Annotated in this window: 10 protein-coding genes and 1 other RNA gene; 4 read left to right on the top strand and 7 right to left on the bottom strand. The window is 47.5% G+C overall.

Translation table 11 applies throughout. The features are described from left to right. The first annotated feature begins 44 nt into the window (after positions 1-44). Both rnpB and A6A26_RS02620 read left to right on the top strand, forming a co-directional pair. An RNA gene (rnpB, locus tag A6A26_RS02625) (RNase P RNA component class A) lies at positions 45-420 on the top strand. Positions 421-1,320: 900 nt separating this feature from the next. Next, positions 1,321-2,931 carry an OpgD/OpgG family glucan biosynthesis protein gene (locus A6A26_RS02620; RefSeq protein WP_063877361.1) on the top strand — a complete coding sequence of 537 codons (1,611 nt, stop codon included), beginning with the start codon at positions 1,321-1,323 and terminating at the stop codon, positions 2,929-2,931. 62 nt (positions 2,932-2,993) lie between these two features. Here the strand turns inward: A6A26_RS02620 and A6A26_RS02615 are convergent, their stop codons facing one another. From A6A26_RS02615 to A6A26_RS02590, 6 genes are all read right to left on the bottom strand, one after another. After that, positions 2,994-4,019 carry a fimbrial protein gene (locus A6A26_RS02615; RefSeq protein ID WP_063877360.1) on the bottom strand — a complete coding sequence of 342 codons (1,026 nt, stop codon included), beginning with the start codon at positions 4,017-4,019 and terminating at the stop codon, positions 2,994-2,996. Positions 4,020-4,042: 23 nt separating this feature from the next. Beyond that, a complete protein-coding gene (locus A6A26_RS02610; RefSeq protein ID WP_082875147.1) occupies positions 4,043-4,552 on the bottom strand; it encodes a fimbrial protein in 510 nt (169 codons plus the stop codon). Then, the gene (locus tag A6A26_RS02605; protein WP_063877359.1) at positions 4,549-7,056 is read right to left on the bottom strand and encodes a fimbria/pilus outer membrane usher protein; all 2,508 of its coding nucleotides are present in this window, start codon (positions 7,054-7,056) and stop codon (positions 4,549-4,551) included. The genes A6A26_RS02610 and A6A26_RS02605 overlap by 4 nt, the downstream gene beginning before the upstream one ends. A 20-nt stretch (positions 7,057-7,076) precedes the next feature. After that, entirely contained in the window at positions 7,077-7,754 is a 678-nt protein-coding gene (locus A6A26_RS02600; RefSeq protein WP_063877358.1) for a fimbrial biogenesis chaperone, read from the bottom strand. 51 nt (positions 7,755-7,805) lie between these two features. Then, the gene (locus tag A6A26_RS02595; protein WP_063877357.1) at positions 7,806-8,330 is read right to left on the bottom strand and encodes a fimbrial protein; all 525 of its coding nucleotides are present in this window, start codon (positions 8,328-8,330) and stop codon (positions 7,806-7,808) included. A 145-nt stretch (positions 8,331-8,475) separates the two neighbouring features. Next, a complete protein-coding gene (locus A6A26_RS02590) occupies positions 8,476-9,012 on the bottom strand; it encodes a hypothetical protein (protein WP_063877356.1) in 537 nt (178 codons plus the stop codon). Between the two features lie 1,934 nt (positions 9,013-10,946). Between A6A26_RS02590 and tdcB the strand changes: the two genes are divergently transcribed. Together tdcB and tdcC are read left to right on the top strand one after the other, a co-directional pair. Continuing rightward, positions 10,947-11,936 carry a bifunctional threonine ammonia-lyase/L-serine ammonia-lyase TdcB gene (gene tdcB / locus A6A26_RS02580; protein WP_063877354.1) on the top strand — a complete coding sequence of 330 codons (990 nt, stop codon included), beginning with the start codon at positions 10,947-10,949 and terminating at the stop codon, positions 11,934-11,936. Positions 11,937-11,946: 10 nt separating this feature from the next. Beyond that, complete coding sequence (gene tdcC / locus A6A26_RS02575) at positions 11,947-13,275, top strand: threonine/serine transporter TdcC (RefSeq protein WP_063877353.1); 1,329 nt, start codon at positions 11,947-11,949, stop codon at positions 13,273-13,275. 101 nt (positions 13,276-13,376) lie between these two features. Here the strand turns inward: tdcC and A6A26_RS02570 are convergent, their stop codons facing one another. Further along, positions 13,377-14,351: a glutathione S-transferase family protein gene (locus tag A6A26_RS02570; protein WP_063877352.1), complete on the bottom strand. Its 975-nt coding sequence runs from the start codon at positions 14,349-14,351 to the stop codon at positions 13,377-13,379. Positions 14,352-14,513 lie beyond the last annotated feature (162 nt).

Here is a 14,513-nt window from a genome sequence, read left to right as displayed (position 1 = left end):
CGCCGGGCGTGACAGCGCGAGCTAAACCCTCTATAATGCGCGCCGAAGCTGACCAGACAGTCGCCGCTTCGTCGTCGTCCTTCTCTGAAGGAGACGGGCGAAGGGGAGGAAAGTCCGGGCTCCATAGGGCAGGGTGCCAGGTAACGCCTGGGGGGGAAACCCACGACCAGTGCAACAGAGAGCAAACCGCCGATGGCCCAGTAATGGGATCAGGTAAGGGTGAAAGGGTGCGGTAAGAGCGCACCGCGCGGCTGGTAACAGTCCGTGGCACGGTAAACTCCACCCGGAGCAAGGCCAAATAGGGGTTCACATGGTACGGCCCGTACTGAACCCGGGTAGGCTGCTTGAGCCAGTGAGCGATTGCTGGCCTAGATGAATGACTGTCCACGACAGAACCCGGCTTATCGGTCAGTTTCGACTTCTTAATGCAAACCCCGCGCAAGCGGGGTTTTTGCTTTGTGGGGCGGTGCAGAAGGCGATGAATGACTGTCCACGACGTTGTTCATAAAAGCACGCGGCTTACCGGTCAGTTCCGCCGTCATAATGCAAACCTCACGCAGGCGGGGGTTTTGCGTTGTGGGGCGGTGCAGAAGGCGATGAATGACTGTCCACGACGCTGTTCATAAAAGCACGCGGCTTACCGGTCAGTTCCGCCGTTTTAATGCAAAGCCCGCGCAGGCGGGGTTTTTGCTTTGTGGGGCGGGACGAGAAGGCGATGAATGACTGTCCACGACGCTGTTCATAAAAGCACGCGGCTTACCGGTCAGTTCCGCCGTCTTAATGCAAACCTCACGCAGGCGGGGTTTTTGCTTTGTGGGGTGGTGCAGAAAGGCGATGAATGACTGTCCACGACATTGTTCATAAAAGTACGCGGCTTACCGGTCAGTTCCGCCGTTTTAATGCAAACCTCACGCAAGCGGGGTTTTTGCTTTGTGGGACGAGAAGCCGATGAATGACTGTCCACGACGCTGTTCATAAAAGCACGCGGCTTACCGGTCAGTTCTGCGTTCTTAATGCAAATTCCGCGCAAGCGGGGGTTTTGCGTTGTGGCACCTTAACCTGATAAATACCTGTTCATCACGTTAAGAAGACAAAGGCCCTTTCGCTGAATGCTTTCACTTCTCAGGCAAATCCCATGCAATTAATTGCTGCCGCGCTATACGCTCATCCCACATGTTGACGTGATAGCCTGTCATCTGTTTGAGAGGCAAAGGTTTCTCTCAGCTATAGTTGAAGGCGGCTTACCGGCAGCAATCAGCTCACCATTTTGCCGCACATGGCGCGAATTCATTGAATGAGTATTAAAAAAACAGGTGGATCATGGTTACAAGAAGGACTTTACTGACTTATTCCGGGGCTTTTGCTGCCTTATCTGCATTAGGCATTTCCCCTGGCGCTATCGCAGCAGGTGTTCTCAAAATGGGTGATAGCAAAGCATTTAACTTTGAAACCTTAATTGCCCAGGCCAAAGCGCTGGCGGCTAAACCTTACGAAAAGCCCACTGAATTCGACCCGTCATTGTTATCCAACATAACCTATGACGCCTACATGAAAACGGTCTACAAACCGGACTATGCGCTGTTTAAAAACGCCGGACGGTTTCCTGTTACCTTTTTTATGGTCAACGGTTTACACCGTATGCCGGTGAAAATGCACGTTGTTGAAAATAACGCCGCGCGCGAAATCATACAAAATATTGATTACTTCACCACCACGGACAAAACCGTCAAGCTGCCTCCGCTTAAAGGTAACGTGTTTTCAGGATTCCGGGTGCTGGCCAGTCAGGATACGTTAAAAAAGAACCCACAAAACGACTGGATATCCTTTATGGGGGCTTCCTATTTCCGCGCCATCGGCGAACTGGGCCAGTTTGGATTATCCGCGCGTGGCATCGCCCTGAATACCGTTCAGCCCGGCATGGATGAAGAGTTTCCTGACTTTACGGATTTCTGGTTTGAAGCGCCTAAAGATGACAGCAAAAACCTGACCGTCTATGCGCTGCTCAACGGGCCGAGCATCACCGGTGCCTATAAATTTATCCTGCACCGCAGCAAAGGTGTGGTGCAGGATGTCGAATGTACGCTGTTCCTGCGTAAAGACGTTCAGCGTTTCGGGATTGCCCCTCTGACCTCAATGTACTGGTTTTCAAAAACGGTCAAAGGCGCGGGCACAGACTGGCGTCCGGAAGTGCACGATTCAGACGGCCTGGCGATGTGGACCGGCAGCGGCGAACATATCTGGCGACCACTCAATAATCCTTTACGCGTGGTCACGTCGAGCTTTAACGACGAGAATCCGCGAGGATTTGGTTTGCTCCAGAAGGACAGAGCGTTCGACAGCTACCTTGATGCGGCTCACTATGAGCGGCGGCCCGATCTCTGGGTGGAGCCCATCGGCAAATGGGGCAAAGGCTCGGTGCTGCTGGTGGAAATCCCGACTGACGATGAAATCTATGACAACATCGTGGCCATGTGGGTGCCAGAATCTCCGGCTAAAGCGGGCGAACAGCATCACTTCCATTATCGACTGCACTGGCTGGCCGATGAGCCTTATCCTTCCACCCTGGCGCGTTGTGGTGCGACCCGACTGGGCAGGGGCGGTGTGCCGGGTTCCGACCGTCCGCACGACAGCCGTAAGTTTGCCGTCGAGTTCCGTGGCGATGTGCTCAACCATCTGCCGTCGGGCGTGTCGCCAGAAGCCGTCCTTTCGGCGTCGCGTGGCACGTTTGAGAACGTGCTCGTGTCTAAATTGCCGGACGATTCAGGCAACTGGCTGGCACAGTTTGATTTGGTGGCGGGGGACGGTGATCCGGTAGAGCTTAAGCTCTATCTGAAAGCACAGGGCAACGTGGTGTCGGAAACCTGGTGCTACCAGTACCATCCGTTCAACTCGCCGGCAAAGCCCTGGCCAACGGCGTGTGAAACGAAATAAAGCAAAGGCAGCCCAACCTCAGGTTGGGCTGCCTGTTATGATCCCTGGTGCTGGTTTTCTAATTAATTATAAACAAACGTCAACGCTGCGGTGGCATTGGCTACGCCGGGTGTCAGGTCCCCGGTTCTGATATAGCGTGGTGTCACCTGGAAAGAGAGATTACTGGCATCCGATGCGGTTTTGATCAGGTTTCTGCCCGGCGCACCGCCATACCTTGCCGGATAGCTGAGCTGAACCGGTGTCGTACTGCTATTGAGTAAAAGCTCAACCCCCACGCCTTGCGCATCTGATTCACCGGTTAAGTTCAGGGTGGTGGTCGTATTTGCCGGATTCGTTAAGTCACTGAAAATAGCCTCAACGATAACATTATCATCGCACTGCAAATTAATGGTTACCGGTTCACCAGCATATACGCTGTTAATATTAGGCAGTTGCTGCGTTCCCACGGCGCCCATATTCGCGACAAGGCTGCGCGTCATAATGTCACAGCCTTTGTTATTCACGGCCAGTGAGCTGATATTGGCATTCACCGGCACGGGATAAGCACCGCTGAGTAAGTCTCTCATTTGTGCTCTGCCAGCGCTAAACGTGATGCTGTAAACGTTGGGGGAAATGATTTCGCCTGTCGTGACAAATTTGTATTGCAAGGTGGTCTGGACATTGGAAATACCCAAAAGCGATGTAGAAGTGAGTTTGGTTTCCGCAGAGCCAATGGGTAACATGCCGAGACTGGATGCGCCAGAAATCGTATTAGGTACCATTCTGGCTTTTAATACGACCCCAATGCCGGTGATGCCTGTTCTGTATATTGAATGATTACCCGAGCCATCATTGTAGCTGATACCGGTGGGGGAAAGATTGCTGGTGTCATACCAGCCATATTGCCATGTGCCTACCCGATGTGTTTGCCCACATGCGTTTGTATTCCAGCCGCTTAAATCAACGCCTGCCGAAGAAGGTGCTTGATTACTCATATTGACTGAAATGGCGGGCACGGTTATCTCACAGGAACTGTCTGTCTCATAGGCGTAAACCGACGGGTGAGCGCTAACCAGAATAATAAAAATCAGGATGATCAACTTATTCATAGAAACCTGCTTTATTAACACGTTTAATCGTATTCAAGGTTAAAAGTTGCGGTGGCATTAGCCATGCCGGGCTTAACCGCTGCGGTTGATTTATATCGAGAGTAAAACTTCAGCTCTGCGTCTGAATTGGGTGTCAGCGAATAATGTGCTGAAGCGAAATTTAACGGGATCGGGTTTTTCTCTTTATCCAGAATTTCAATGCCGATGCCACTGGCTGATTCATTCATTTCAGTGAGCCTCAGCAACGAACTGTCTGCCAGATCGGGCGTGCCCTCGAAAGTGACTTTAACGCCAGAGGCCAGCGACGAGCAGTTACGTAAATAAATACTGAAAGGCACCAGTTCTGACGTTAACTGGCCCGCAGTAAAATCACGACTTGCCACCGTACCCATGTCAACCGACAACTCTCTGGCGTTGCTGTCCACCACACAACCATTTTCTGAAATAATGCCATTTATCTGAAGGATAATATCGTAGGCATGTGTGGATGAATAACAACAGAGTAAGGGGAGAAGAAGTAAAATTCTGATCATTCGCACCTCAGATGTTTTTTGATAATAATGCCGTTTGATGTGATGTTGGCAAGATCGAAGCGCAGATTGCAGCGTTGATCCTGACGGTTTCCCCAGCTTGCCGTGAGCGTTCCACTTTCCGGTATACCTGAAAGGAAGACGTTGCCGTTGTCGCCGACAATGCTGCTAATCGCAGGGTCTTTTACTGTCACAAGCGTACCCAGCGGCAGGGCTTTACCGTTTTTCGTCAGCGTAAATAACGCCTGAAGCCCTTTCCTGACATCATATTTAGCGCGCGTCAGCGCACCCTGAGTCGGCACCGTATTTTTAACCGCTTCCTCCAGTGTGATATCTGGCGGCAGTGTTGACTGGTCGAGCGCAATGCGGTTATTTCTGTATGCGGTGGCGTAAGGAAGATAGGTATATCCGCGCCAGTCGGTCTTAACGCCCGTTCTGTTTTCAACGGATAATCCTGAGGCACCTGCTGCATCGACAAGTATATTGGTGTCCCCCAGCGCCTGACCAAAGGTTATTCCCTCCTGGTGAATAATGACACCGCCATCAATCCCAATACTCGCCTGACGATAGTGTTTACTGTAACTGTAATTTGATGTGACGGCGTTATAGGCTCCGTTGTAGGTCAGACCGGCACTCCCGCCGTAGGCCTGGCCATTATTGCTGTAAGATTGTTGAAGGTTATAACTGAGGTTTCTGTTTTCCAGCGCCACCCCGTTAATTCCCGTCGAATGGGTATAATTTCCTTTCGCATCATAGTGTGTTCCAGCCGTTGCCCAGGCCCGGCGTGCAGTGTGAGGGGCGGAATTCCGGGTAAATTTATCCAGCGGCAAAGAAAATAATAAAGATATGCGTTTATCCGTTTCCATTTGCCACGGATTACGGTTATAGCTCAAAGCCAGTCCTGCGGTAATGTCGTAAAGTGTGGTATTAAAACCGGCCTGTAACGTCGTGTTTTTCTTTCCCATGTTCCAGTATGTTTGTTCTAAACCGGTGAGATAGACAGAACCGAATTCACCCAGATCCTGAGATAAACTGGCCTGAAGTTGACCTTTACGGGCAAAGCGTAGGTTATAAGTTGTATCAAGATTCAACGAGCCATCTGTATTGAAACCACGACCGTCAATTTTTTTCCATGTGGTATCACTAAAATTATAAAATCCGTCAGTGGTAAAGCGATAGCTCAATAGTTGGAACGTTGTGCCAGAGGTGTTCAGCGATTTCGCATACTGAAACTTATAGGCGTTTCCGGCATGCTGACTTTTATCGGCTAACGTACTCTGGGCATGGGTTGCATCAACCGAAATTGCGCCCATAAAGCCCAGGTTCATGCCTAAGCCCAATGACCAGGCTTTATAATTATCGCTTAACTGACCACCGCCATAGAAAGACATTCCATAGGGTAAACCTGCAATAAGCGTGGCCTGAAAAAACTCCGGTGAATCTTGCATTGTCAGACCACGGTATTTCCCGGAGGTCAGACTGTATTTGATGCTACCTTCTCGTTGTAATACCGGCAGAGAAGAGTAAGGCATGGTGTAAGACTGAACTTGCCCATCACTTTCTGTAATGTTGACCGTCAGATCGCCGCTGCTTCCCGTGGCGTAGAGATCGGTTAATTCAAAGGGCCCTGGAGGAACGTAGGTTTCATAAACAACATAGTTATTTTGTTTCACCGTCACTCTGGCATTGGTTTTCGCTATGCCTCTGACCACGGGTGCAAAGCCTCGACGGCTGTCAGGCAGCATCGCCTCATCCGACGAAATTTGCAGACCTCTGAAATTGAAGGTGTCATAGATCGCATTGGACGTGCTGTATTCACCTATTGTTATGATGCTGTCGAAGTCTAACAGCGGACGTTGTAAGTAAGTGCGGATGTTTTTCCATTCGCTGTTACGCGAATCGTGGGTTTCATTAAACGTCCAGGTTGAATTATTTCTTAAGCGCCAGGCACCGAGGTTGGCACCGCTATCCAGGGCCAGAAAATGATTTTCCGCGTCATAGTGATTGACCTTGCCGGTTGAGCCGCTGTATCGATAGTTAAGCAGTAACGCTGGGATACCGTGATCCCACCGCGTTTTGGGTATGTGCCCTCGCGCGGTATTGAAAAGCACGGATTGTGGCGCGCTAATCTCAACTTTTAGCTTCTCTGGCACAAAATTAACATGAGAACCTGGTATGTCATCTTCTATGAAAATACAGGCGCCGGGTTTAGTTATGTCACGGGTATTAATCCCGACAGCGACCAGGATTTTCTCATCGAAACATGGAACAATGTTCTTACCTTTCTCAATAAACTTTATTTCCGCCGAAGTGGCATAATCGCTGTTCAGATAGATATCAACTAAATAAATACCGGGCGCGATAACATTGCCATTTTGAAAGTTTTCCAGATCGGCTACAGATGAGACTGTTGAATCAATCAGCCCAGGATTAAATTTATAGTTGGCGGTGGCCTGAAAGGGGAAATGTATCAGAACAATCAATGCCAGTTTTCCATAACATTTCATCTTAATCTCCGGTTTTCAATTTATCTGACATGCACGACAGGCTCCATACCGCCGTAATCGTTAATAACCTGATAAGTCATCTCCTTTGCCGGAGCAATATCAATGCTTGTCTTACCAAAAGGCGCAAGTGTGATGCTTCTTGTTTCAAGAAATTGATTTTTGCTCTTTATATTGGCGACATTGATATAATAAGGCGTTGGGTTATTAAAGGTGACCAGGCTGTCTTGTCGGGTGGTTTGCAGTTTTTTAATGGCTTCGCTGCTACTTAATGGAAGATTGTTGGGGCGATAAAATAGTTTTAGCCGACTGACGATGGCAAACTGTAGGCTGCTGCTATCAGGTTCGGTGTTATTATTTTGCGATGGTATCGCTTTGACATTAAGCCAGTATAAGGATTCACGATCGGACGGGCGCTTTTCGCCAGAAAAAATGATGCGTAACAGGTTTTCTTTATTGGGCTGAATAATGAATAGTGGTGGTGTAAGAACAAAATCATTGCTTTTGTTGCTGGCGTCATCTTCAACCCATGACTGAATTAAATAGACTGCGGCTGTATCCGTATTGGTGACAGAAAGCGATGCTTGTTTAGCATTTTCATTATAAATAACGCGGGTAGCGCCTACACCAATACCGCCTGCATTAACGCTCAGACTGGCGCATAACAAGGCCATATAAAGTACAAATCTGATGATGTACATGTTTACCCTTACTTGAAGAGAATAATGGCAGGGTTTCCCCTGCCAGTGTTATCAGGCATAAGTGATAGTAAAATTGGCAGAGCTGTCGACGGAACCCACGGTGACCGTGTCTGAAACCGATATCATGTCTGCTTTAAAGGTATAGATATTGGTACTGCCGGACAGTGCTTCTGCTGGCGTAGCCGTACCGAGGGTGATCTCGGCATTGTTATTATCAACAAGATAGACGCCAACCCCTGCCGCGGTTCCGGTTGACTGAAGTGCATTTTGGGTTGCATCTTTTACGCCGTCAAACGTCACCGCTGCTGTGCTCGACGTGCCATCACACTGCTCTAAAATAATTTTAAAGGCTTTAGGATTTTGCGCCTTCGTTCCTGCGGTATCACCAAATGTGCTGGCTTTGACCTGACCGAGTTGTACGGTTTGGTAGGCAGTATCACTGGAAACGACACAGGCTGTATTAACGACTTCACCTAGAAAATTAACGGTGCCACCATTGACTGTTGCGGCATGTCCCAGGGTATTTACGCCCATAAATAACATGGCAACAGAACTGATAAGTAACTTGTTTTTCATTTAAGAATTCCTTTTATATAATGAACTTTGACAGAATGTAACTAACTAATGAAATTTTAAAATATTGCTAATTGCCTCCTTTTCCTTATTGCCATTCTTCTGCTTTTTATCATGACGGGAGCAGTTGATGCTGAAAAGCATATGCCTAGTGACCCGAAAGAATATCTCTGCAAATGAGCAATCCATTCACATTGCAGTTATCTAGTCCATGTTCTTTTAGTATTTTCCTTTTAAGTCCATAAAGATATTTCAAAGAAAGATTATATTTCATTGCAATTTCACGCATTCCTTTACCCTTGCAAATCATATAAATGATCTGGTATTCAATCTTTGAGGCGTATCTTTTTATCACGTCGCTTTCTTTTACGTTCTGCAGAACGTCAATAAGATCCTCTTTTGTGATCTTTTTTGAAACAATTCGCGGATATTTTTCCTGCGTATCGTGGCAAACCAAAAAATCAGCAATAATAATAACTCTGGGTCCATGCGCCTTCTGGTTTGAAAGATAGTTTCTACGTTTAATATGATCCTGGATCGATACGATGAGAAGATCGTTTTTATCAGGATGGAACGTTGTAAACCTGTTTGTGTTAATGAATGCTTTATCACAATGTAACCCACATAAGCTTGTTTCCAGGCCGATGAGAAAATAGCTGTCATCGGAAATAAAATACGTTTTCATTCATTACCTTGATGACATTATCTCTTGTTTGAGTGTTTTACTAACTGTGTAAATAGTGCCTCATCACTTTTTTTTCATCATTCTAAGTTGGTTTTTTTTATTGTCCACACTCAGGTTTTTCTCTTTTTTTTTAACAAATGAAATTTAGCCTGTCTTTGTTTTTTGTTTTAAGGGAATATAAATTAGCTTATTTAATAAATAACCTTTGTTAGTTAACTTTATGTTTTTATTATTTTCATCATATTGATTTCATTGAATAAAAATAATTTACAGTTTAATCAAAAACTTATATTCACAATGCGTTACGGATATATGACTGCGCTTTAAATGAACACTGGTCTATAATATTGTCATTTTGTGATTTTTGAAGATAATCTATTGCTTATGTTCGGTGTTTTTTAAAATAAAGGTTGATGCTGATAAATGTTATTCTAACTTGATCAGAATATATGTTGGTTTCGTAGAAAACTCCTGGAAATGTTAAAGTCAGCTTTATGCCTGCTTTACCTATCAATATGAATTTATCAATGGAAAAAAACATTATTTACTGACGGTGTTTTTTAATCATCCTCTAAGCGTCAGGCATCTTTTCTCTCAGTATTATCTTTTCATTTACATTGAGTTGCGATGATTTATAAGAAAGCGCAACAATCTAATAGCATCTTATGCGATATAACCCTTTGCTCTCTTTATGATGACGTGTGTTCCTTTTATTCTTGTCATCGTTACTCTGTATGATAAATGCGCACTTTGCCCTGACAGGGCGAGGGGCGAGAAGCAATGACGTTATGAAAGCCTTGTTGATGCCGATGCGGAGCCCCTTTTTTATACACAGTAACCTACCTCCGACAACGGAGAGGAGCTTTAACGGGGTGGGAAGAGAATGGACGTTTTGAGATCTGTCAGCGCAGGGGACGTATCACTCTGCTGTAATGCGTTGTGCTTCCCCCTTATCATTTATGACTGTATTTTGCTGTCTGCCTGTCTGCCTGTCTGCCTGTCTGCCTGTCTGCCTGTTTGCCTGTTTGCCTGTTTGCCTGTTTGCCTGTTTGCCTGTTTGCCTGTTTGCCTGTTTGCCTGTTTGCCTGTCTGCCTGTTTGCCTGCCTGTTTGCCTGCCTGTCTGCCTGCCTGTCTGCTTGTCTCTCTGCCATCACTCTATCTGTCCTGACAGCTCCTGGCTGCCAGCAACGATCCCTTCGGCAGCGGATAAATCACAGGAAGGGACATGTGCGAATAGTATGCGCGAGCCTGTCTTAATGATGCGTTTCGGTATGAGATGAAAAATCCACCAGGAAAGGCGACATTCATTTTTATTTCTATGGTTTAGACTTACTCAAAAAAGAGGCTTTTAGGTTGCACTGTATTTATTTTAAGCAGCACCTTAAAACGTTGTGTATATAGTATTTTTATTGCGCAGTTTGGCCGTGTTTAATATTTTAATAGCCTTTCAGCCAATATTGATCATTATCATGATTTTTCGCGGAATCTCATATCTCAGTGACAATTGTGAGAAACAGCACAACCTTTTTTTTATTGATCATTAAGATTCGTAGCGGATAAAAAGGATGTAAAGGAAAGTCATTATGTATAGATATACGCAACCACGAACGTGTTGGTTAACATTTTATCAGTCAACGCCAGACAGTATTGCCAACCCGTTGTGGAATCCTCGCTTTAATGCTGCTTCTTTTGTAAAACCATCTTCTGCCTCTTCTGTTCGTCAGCCGTGTTCTTCTGCGTCAGACGCGGTGTTATCGCCCGCCTTTTCATATCCTGCCGCTGCCCATTCCTTGTTAAATCAACTGCATAAACGCCTGCTGATAAAGCACGTTGTGAAGCGAAAGCGTTAAGCGCGTTGCACTTCCTGATTTTACGATTGCATTTCTCTTCGGGGAATTGTGCTGGATACGTTTTGCCTGAAAAAGGAGTTTATATGAATAACAATGATAATGTTCCCGTCACCCTGGATGAAATTTATGCCGCTAAAGAAAGGCTAACTGGAAAAGTGTATAAAACCGGCATGCCACGTTCAAACTATCTTAGCGAACGCTGCGGCGGGGAAATATTCCTTAAATTTGAAAACATGCAGCGAACGGGCTCATTTAAAATCCGTGGCGCGTTCAATAAAATGAGTTCGCTGACAGAAGAAGAAAAACGTCAGGGCGTTGTCGCCTGCTCAGCCGGTAACCATGCACAGGGCGTTTCACTGTCGTGCGCCATGCTGAATATTGACGGTAAAGTCGTGATGCCTAAAGGTGCACCAAAATCCAAAGAGGCGGCGACGCGGGATTACTCCGCTGAAGTGGTCATCTACGGTGACAACTTTAATGACACCATGACCAAGGTGGATGAAATTGTCGCCAACGAAGGCCGTATATTTATTCCTCCTTATGATGATGTGAAAATCATTGCCGGACAGGGCACCATCGGTCTGGAAATCCTTGAAGATCTCTACGATGTCGATAACGTCATCGTTCCCGTGGGCGGCGGCGGGCTGATTGCCGGTATCGCCACTGCCATTAAGTCTATTAATCCCACAATTACCGTCATCGGCGTGCAGTCTGAAAACGTACACGGTATGGCAGCCTCCTTTTTTGCTGATACCATAACGCGCCATCGTCTTACCGGGACTCTTGCGGACGGCTGCGATGTCGCCCGTCCGGGCGATCTCACCTTCGCGATTGTGAGAGAATGGGTCGATGAGATGGTGTTAGTAAGTGAAGACGACATTCGTAAAAGTATGATTGCATTGATCCAGCGAAACAAAGTGGTTACGGAAGGGGCCGGCGCGTTGGCCTGCGCCGCGCTGTTGAGCGGCAAAGTTGACCACTACATCCAGGGGCGGAAAACCGTGTGCATTATCTCAGGTGGCAATATCGATTTGTCCCGGGTTTCCCAGATTACAGGTTTCGCTGACGCATAAAGGATAAGTTATGAGTAATTCTGAAAATATTCTCGACCAGGAAAAAGCGTCGACCTGGCGTAAGTCCGATACCACATGGACACTGGGTCTGTTTGGTACGGCCATTGGCGCTGGCGTGCTTTTTTTCCCCATCCGGGCCGGTTACGGTGGCCTGATTCCTATTTTGATCATGCTGGTACTCGCCTATCCCATCGCGTTTTACTGCCATCGGGCGTTGGCCCGGCTGTGCCTGTCAGGCAGCAACGTTTCGGGCAATATTACGGAAACTGTGGAAGAGCATTTCGGAAAAACCGGCGGGGTGGTCATTACCTTTCTCTATTTTTTTGCGATTTGTCCGCTGCTCTGGATCTATGGCGTCACCATCACCAATACCTTTATGGCATTTTGGCAATATCAGTTACAGCTGCCGGTACTGAATCGCGGCGTGGTAGCGCTGTTTCTGCTGTTGTTGATGGCTTTTGTCATCTGGTTTGGCAAAGACCTGATGGTAAAAGTGATGAGCTGGCTGGTGTTTCCGTTTATCGCCAGCCTGGTGGTGATTTCGCTCTCGCTGATCCCGTACTGGAATTCCGCCGTGATTGATCAGGTCAGCCTGAGTGATATTACCTTTACCGGCCACGATGGCATTCTGGTCACCGTATGGTTAGGCATTTCCATTATGGTGTTCTCGTTCAATTTCTCGCCGATTGTTTCTTCTTTTGTGGTTTCCAAGCGTGAAGAGTACGAGCCGGAAATGGGCCGGACCTATACCGAAAACAAGTGCAGCCAGATTATCTCGCGCGCCAGCATGTTGATGGTGGCCGTGGTGATGTTCTTTGCCTTTAGCTGTCTGTTTACCTTATCACCGCAAGACATGGCTGACGCTAAAGCGCAAAATATCCCCGTGCTCTCCTATCTGGCAAACCACTTTTCATCCATGTCTGGCGAGAAGTCCACCTTCTCTACGGTGCTGGAATACAGCGCGTCGGTGATCGCCTTAGTCGCTATTTTCAAATCGTTCTTTGGGCACTATCTGGGCACGCTGGAAGGGTTGAATGGGCTGATTATTAAGTTCCGCTATAAGGGCGATAAAGACGCCGTGTCCAGCCGCAAACTGAATACGCTGAGCATGATCTTTATTATGGGATCAACCTGGCTGGTGGCTTACCTCAACCCCAATATCCTTGACCTGATTGAGGCAATGGGTGCGCCGATTATCGCCTCGCTGCTCTGCCTGTTACCGATGTTTGCTATCCGCAAAGTCCCGGCGCTGGCAAAATATAAAGGCCGGGTTGATAACGTCTTTGTTGCCGCAATCGGCTTACTCACTATTTTAAATATTGTTTATAAGTTTTTCTGAGGGTCATTTTTCCTCGGTTCGACCTGACGTGCGCAGTCTGCCAGCGCACGTCAGGTCCTTTCACATCCCGGTTTATCTTCACCTGATGCGGCGTTCTGCTGCTAACCGCGACCGTGCGGCTCATCCCAGTTAAAAGCAGGCCCTACAGAGATGACACCATGCGGGTTGATGGTTTTATGGCTGCAGTAGTAGTGATGGCGAATATGGGGCAGGTTTACCGTGTCGGCAATCCCGGGCATTTGGTAGATATCACGCAGAAAACCGCTCAGATTCAGGTAGTCGCTAATACGGTGACGGTCACATTTAAAATGGGTGACGTAAACCGGATCGAAGCGCACCAGCGTGGTCCATAAACGTAAGTCAGCTTCGGTTATCCTGTCGCCGGTGAGATAACGGTGTTGCCCTAAGATCTGCTCAAGACGAGACAGGGAATGGAACAGGGCGCTAACGGCTTCGTCATAAGCGGACTGCGAGGTGGCGAAACCGGTTTTATAGACGCCGTTGTTAACGGTGTCGTAGATCCAGCCGTTAAGCTCATCAATCTTTTCACGCAGCTCAACCGGGTAATAATCCCCCGCGCGTGCGCCCACGGCATCGAATGCACTGTTAAACATGCGAATAATATCGGCAGACTCATTGCTGACGATGGTGTTCTGCTGTTTATCCCATAACACGGGCACGGTAACGCGACCGCTGTAGTCCTCATCTGCATGTAAATAGAGCTGATAGAGAAATTCATTTTGATGCAGTTTGTCTCCGGTTGCATCCGGGAAACTGTCATCAAACGTCCAGCCGTTTTCCAGCATCAGCGGATGAACCACTGACACATCAATCATGCTATCCAGGCCTTTAAGCTGACGCATCAGCAGGGTGCGGTGTGCCCACGGACAGGCAAGCGAGACATAAAGATGATAGCGATCGCGTTCTGCCGTAAACCCGGCTTTGCCACCTGGGCCTGCGCTGCCGTCGGGCGTCACCCAGTTACGCCATGCGGATTCTGAGCGCTTAAAGCGCCCACCGGTTGATTTGGTGTCATACCAGGTGTCATGCCAGACACCGTCAATTAACTGGCCCATGTTGTCTCCAATACAAAGGATAAGAAGAAAATCTCTCGCTCTAACCATAGGTGGTTATGGATAACTTCGACAGCACACCATGTGCGTTGCCGGATATTTTGCTGAACAGCCTCAATAACGGCTATATGGCAAACGCGTCAGAGGCGTATTTGAGGACAGAAT

Source organism: Pantoea sp. OXWO6B1 (assembly GCF_001641135.1).
Taxonomy (GTDB): domain Bacteria; phylum Pseudomonadota; class Gammaproteobacteria; order Enterobacterales; family Enterobacteriaceae; genus Pantoea; species Pantoea allii.
This window is presented reverse-complemented; position numbering and strand designations above follow the sequence as displayed.

What these genes read in the sequence shown, in the direction of transcription:
- A6A26_RS02595 (WP_063877357.1), bottom strand. Translation starts at nt 8,330, where the DNA reads ATGAAAAACAAGTTACTTATCAGTTCTGTTGCCATGTTATTTATGGGC.
- tdcB (WP_063877354.1), top strand. Translation starts at nt 10,947, where the DNA reads ATGAATAACAATGATAATGTTCCCGTCACCCTGGATGAAATTTATGCC.
- A6A26_RS02590 (WP_063877356.1), bottom strand. Translation starts at nt 9,012, where the DNA reads ATGAAAACGTATTTTATTTCCGATGACAGCTATTTTCTCATCGGCCTG.
- A6A26_RS02600 (WP_063877358.1), bottom strand. Translation starts at nt 7,754, where the DNA reads ATGTACATCATCAGATTTGTACTTTATATGGCCTTGTTATGCGCCAGT.
- A6A26_RS02605 (WP_063877359.1), bottom strand. Translation starts at nt 7,056, where the DNA reads ATGAAATGTTATGGAAAACTGGCATTGATTGTTCTGATACATTTCCCC.
- A6A26_RS02610 (WP_082875147.1), bottom strand. Translation starts at nt 4,552, where the DNA reads ATGATCAGAATTTTACTTCTTCTCCCCTTACTCTGTTGTTATTCATCC.
- A6A26_RS02570 (WP_063877352.1), bottom strand. Translation starts at nt 14,351, where the DNA reads ATGGGCCAGTTAATTGACGGTGTCTGGCATGACACCTGGTATGACACC.
- A6A26_RS02615 (WP_063877360.1), bottom strand. Translation starts at nt 4,019, where the DNA reads ATGAATAAGTTGATCATCCTGATTTTTATTATTCTGGTTAGCGCTCAC.
- tdcC (WP_063877353.1), top strand. Translation starts at nt 11,947, where the DNA reads ATGAGTAATTCTGAAAATATTCTCGACCAGGAAAAAGCGTCGACCTGG.
- A6A26_RS02620 (WP_063877361.1), top strand. Translation starts at nt 1,321, where the DNA reads ATGGTTACAAGAAGGACTTTACTGACTTATTCCGGGGCTTTTGCTGCC.